Genomic DNA, 4,681 nt, shown 5'->3' with positions numbered 1-4,681 from the left:
CGCCAATACCGGCCCAGCGAACTGCGCCTGCGGGTGATACGGGCCAACCCTTCGTCCTTGCTGCTGCCCGCCCTGCCGGCGCCATTGGGCGATGTGCTCGACGAGTTCACCCTGCGCGCCGGCACGGCCCACGCCTATACCGTCGCCAAGGGGCAGTACGTGCAGGTCATCGATGTCGAGGGGCGGCAATGCTCGGACTTCGTCGCCCTCGACCAACGCGCCCTGGATCGCGGCATCGAGCTGGACCTGGACCAGACCGTGACCCGCACGCTGAACGGCAGCGCCTACCCGGCACCGGGGTTGTTCTCGAAGTTTTTCGACCGGCACATGCAGCCGATGCTGGAAGTGGTGCAAGACACCGTCGGGCGCCACGACGCGTTCGCCCTCGCCTGCGCCGCGCGCTACTACGAGGCCCATGGCTATTTCGGGCACGACAACTGCAGCGACAACCTCAGCCGAGTGCTTGCCGCCCATGGGGTGCAGGCGCGCAACGGCTGGCCGGCGATCAACTTTTTCTTCAATACCGGCATCGATGCGCACCAGCAGATGACCCTCGACGAGCCGTGGTCGCGCCCCGGCGACTATGTGTTGCTGCGGGCCATGACCGATCTGGTGTGCGGCAGCACCTCATGCCCGGATGACATCGACCCGGCCAATGGCTGGAACCCGACCGATATCCACGTCCGCATCTACCGCGAAAAGGAGCGTTTTTCCATCGCCATGAGCACTCGAACCACGGCCGATGCCGACCCGATTCTTACCCGTGAGTCTGCATTCCACTCACGCACCAGCCGCCTCACCGGCAGCTTCACCGAGTACCGCAACTGGTGGCTGCCATTGCGCTACGACGGCTATGGCGCGACCGAGGAATACCTGGGCTGCCGCGAACGGGTGGCGGTGATGGACCTGACCGCGCTGCGCAAATTCGAAATCATCGGCCCCGACGCCGAAGCCTTGCTGCAGTACTGCCTGACCCGCGATGTGCGGCGCCTGGCGGTCGGCCAGGTGGTCTATTCGGCGATGTGCCACGCCCACGGCGGCATGCTCGACGACGGCACCTTGCTGCGCCTGGGCGCGGATAACTTCCGCTGGATCTGCGGCGAAGACTACGCCGGCGTGTGGCTGCGCGAGCAGGCACAGAAACTGGGCATGAAGGTGTGGGTCAAGTCCGCCAGCGAACAGATCCACAACCTGGCGGTGCAAGGGCCGTTGAGCCGCGAATTGCTCAAGCAGATGGTCTGGACCCCGCCGACTCAGCCAAGCCTGGAAAGCCTCGGCTGGTTTCGCTTCCTGGTCGGTCGGCTGGACGGTTTCGACGGCTGCCCGCTGATGATTTCGCGCACCGGCTACACCGGCGAACTGGGCTTCGAGGTGTGGTGCCAGCCCGAAGATGCGGAGCGCGTGTGGGATCGTATCTGGCAACTCGGCCAACCCTTGGGCCTGGTGCCGCTGGGCCTGGAAGCGCTGGACCTGTTGCGCATCGAAGCCGGGCTGATCTTTGCCGGCTACGAGTTCAGCGACCAGACCGACCCGTTCGAGGCCGGTATCGGTTTCAGCGTGCCGCTCAAGAGCAAGACCGATGACTTTATCGGGCGCGACGCCCTGCTACGGCGCAGCGCCCACCCGGCCCAAACGCTGGTCGGCCTGCACTTGAGCGGCAACGAAACCGCGCAGCACGGCGACCCGGTGTACCAGGGCCGCGCCCAGGTCGGCGTGATCACCAGTGCCTGCCGCTCGCCGCTGCTGGCCGGCAATATCGCGTTGTGCCGGGTGGACGTGAGCTGCGCCGAACCCGGCACGGAACTTGAGATTGGCAAAGTCGATGGCCTGCAGAAGCGCATCAGCGCCACGGTCAGCGCAGCGATTTTCTACGACCCGGACAAAAGCCGGGTGCGCAGCTGATCGTCCCGACACTTGTGTGCACTGCCCCACTTAAACGCTATTCAGACATGGGAATACAGAGATGGAAGCGACGACGTTCGAGGCCGTACCGCAGGCCGCCAGCTCGACGGGCAGCCTGCACCGCAAGATCGATTGGCGCGGGGCATTCTGGGTCGCCAGTGGCGTACCCGCGCTAGTGTTGTTTTCCATCGGTGCGATTGCCGCCACGGTGGGCAAACCGGCCTGGATCGTGTGGATCGTGTCGATCCTGTTCGGGTTTATCCAGGCCTTCACCTATGCCGAGATCGCCGGCTTGTTCCCGCACAAATCCGGCGGCGCCTCGGTGTACGGCGCGGTGGCCTGGGTGCGCTACAGCAAGCTGATTGCGCCGGTGTCGGTGTGGTGCAACTGGCTGGCCTGGTCGCCGGTGCTATCGATCGGTTCGGGGCTGGCGGCGGGGTATATCCTCACCGCGCTGTTTCCCGCCGATGCGCTGATCAATACCTGGCAACTGACCCTGCTGGACCTGGGTTGGGTCAAGGCGGGCCTGTCGCTGCGGATCAATGCGACCTTCGGCATTGGCCTGCTGATTCTGCTGACAGTGTTCGCCGTCCAGCACGGCGGCATCCTGCGTTCGGCACGCCTGACCCTGGTGCTCGGCGTTACCTCGCTGATCCCGCTGCTGCTGGTGGGCGTGGTGCCGTTGTTCACCGGGGATGCGGCCCAGGCCAATTTCTTTCCGTTGTACCCGCTGGCCCATGATGCAGCCGGGCAAGTCATCGATGGGCCGTGGGATATTTCCGGCTGGTCGCTGATGGCCGGCGGGCTGTTCATGGCCGCGTGGTCCACCTACGGTTTCGAGACGGCGGTGTGCTACACCCGCGAATTCAAGGACCCCAAGCGCGACACGTTCAAGGCGATTTTCTACGCCGGCCTGCTGTGCATCCTGGTATTTACCCTGGTGCCGCTGGCGTTTCAAGGCAGCCTGGGGCTGGGCCAACTGGTGACTCCGGCGGTGCTCGACGCCAGCGGCGCGGTGGTGACCCCGGCGGTGTACAGCGGCTTGCTCTCACCGGCGATCTACAGCGGCATGGGCGTTGGCCAGGTGATGGCCGACAGCATCGGCGGCGGCAAGCTGGTCGCCAATGTCGTGCTGATCATGCTGGTGCTGGCCACGCTGCTGGCGATCATGACCTCGATGTCCGGCTCGTCGCGCACGCTGTACCAGGCGTCGGTGGATGGCTGGCTGCCCAAGTACCTGGGCCGCACCAACGAGCACGGCGCACCCACGGCGGCGATGTGGACCGACTTGTCGTTCAACCTGCTGCTGTTGCTGATGTCGGACTATGTGTTCGTGCTCGCGGCCTCGAACGTCAGCTACATCATTTTCAACTTCCTCAACCTCAACGCCGGCTGGATTCATCGCCTCGACCGCCCCGACTGGGTGCGCCCGTACAAGGCCCCGACCGTACTGCTGGCGGCCGGCGGCGTGCTGAGTTTCGTCAACCTGGCCTGCATGGGCCTGGGCGCGGACATCTGGGGCGCGGGCACGCTGGTCACCGGTTTGCTGCTGGCGCTGCTGATTCTGCCGGTGTTCTGCTTCCGCCATTATGTGCAGGACAGGGGCCGCTTCCCCGCCGCCATGCTCACGGACCTGTATATCCAGGCCGATGACGGCCAACGCCGCGCCGGCTGGCTGCCCTATGCCACGCTCATCGCCGGTGTAGTGGTGGTGTACGCCTGCCATCAACTGGTAGCCTGACCTCATCGCTGAGGGAGTGATCCCTCAGCGCCTTTACTCCTCCCGAAAACGGTGACGCCTTTGACCCGCTCTCTCCCCACGCTTGCCCGCGATATCGACGGCAAGGTCATCTCTGCCCGGGTGCTTGACGAGGTTCGCGAAGAGGTTCTGGTGCTCGCCACCCAGCAGATCTACCCAGCGCTGGCCGTGCTGCTGGTGGGTGACGACCCGGCCAGCCACGTCTACGTGCGCAATAAACTGCTGCGCGCCAAGGAAGTCGGGATCCGCTCCCTTGAATACCGGCTGCCGGATGACGCCAGCCAGGCGCAGGTGTTGGCGCTGCTGGCGCAGTTGAATGCCGACGCGTCGGTCAACGGCATTCTGGTGCAGCTGCCGCTGCCGGCGCATATCGACGAAGCGGCGGTAATCCACGCGATTGACCCGATCAAGGACGTGGACGGCTTCCACCGCGAAAACGTCGGTGGCCTGGTGCAAGGCATCGAGGTGCTCACGCCGTGCACGCCGAGCGGCTGCATGCGCCTGCTGCAGGAAACCTGCGGCGACTTGAGCGGCTTGCACGCGGTGGTCATTGGCCGTTCGAACATTGTCGGTAAACCCATGGCGACCCTGCTGTTGCAGGCTAACTGCTCGGTCAGCGTAGTGCACTCGCGCAGTGTGGATGCACCGGCGTTGTGCCGCCTGGCCGATATCGTGGTGGCGGCTGTAGGGCGGCCGCAGTTGATCGACGCCAGCTGGCTGAAGCCGGGCGCGGTGGTGATTGATGTGGGGATCAACCGCATCGAAACCGAGACCGGCACACGCTTGGTGGGCGATGTGGATTATGCCAGCGCATGTACTGTGGCCAGTGCGATCACGCCGGTGCCCGGCGGTGTGGGGCCAATGACGATTGCCTACCTGCTGAAGAACACGCTGGTGGCTGCGCAGTTGCAGCGCGCCGCCTTGCCCCAGGTACTGGCGGCAGTCTGAGCCTGATACAAAACCCATGTGGGAGCGGGCTTGCTCGCGAAGGTGGTGTGTCAGTCAGCCTATGCATTGGCT

The 4,681-nt window shown here is 64.9% G+C and carries 3 protein-coding genes; all 3 read left to right on the top strand.

What is annotated here, in order from left to right; translation table 11 throughout:
* Positions 1-1,902 (top strand): DUF1989 domain-containing protein (locus WBR57_RS21335; protein ID WP_424086358.1); only part of this gene is annotated, 1,902 nt, incomplete at its 5' end.
* A gap of 61 nt (positions 1,903-1,963) precedes the next feature.
* The gene (locus tag WBR57_RS21330) at positions 1,964-3,643 is read left to right on the top strand and encodes an APC family permease (protein ID WP_424086356.1); all 1,680 of its coding nucleotides are present in this window, start codon (positions 1,964-1,966) and stop codon (positions 3,641-3,643) included.
* A gap of 60 nt (positions 3,644-3,703) precedes the next feature.
* Complete coding sequence (folD, locus tag WBR57_RS21325) at positions 3,704-4,609, top strand: bifunctional methylenetetrahydrofolate dehydrogenase/methenyltetrahydrofolate cyclohydrolase FolD (RefSeq protein WP_424086354.1); 906 nt, start codon at positions 3,704-3,706, stop codon at positions 4,607-4,609.
* The last annotated feature ends 72 nt before the right edge of the window (positions 4,610-4,681 follow it).

It is taken from the genome of Pseudomonas sp. (genome assembly GCF_049590575.1).
In the GTDB taxonomy this organism is placed as follows: Bacteria; Pseudomonadota; Gammaproteobacteria; order Pseudomonadales; family Pseudomonadaceae; genus Aquipseudomonas.
This window is presented reverse-complemented; position numbering and strand designations above follow the sequence as displayed.

Bases quoted from the DNA above. Each gene is read 5' to 3' on its own strand.
- WBR57_RS21330 (WP_424086356.1), top strand. From the start codon at position 1,964: ATGGAAGCGACGACGTTCGAGGCCGTACCGCAGGCCGCCAGCTCGACG.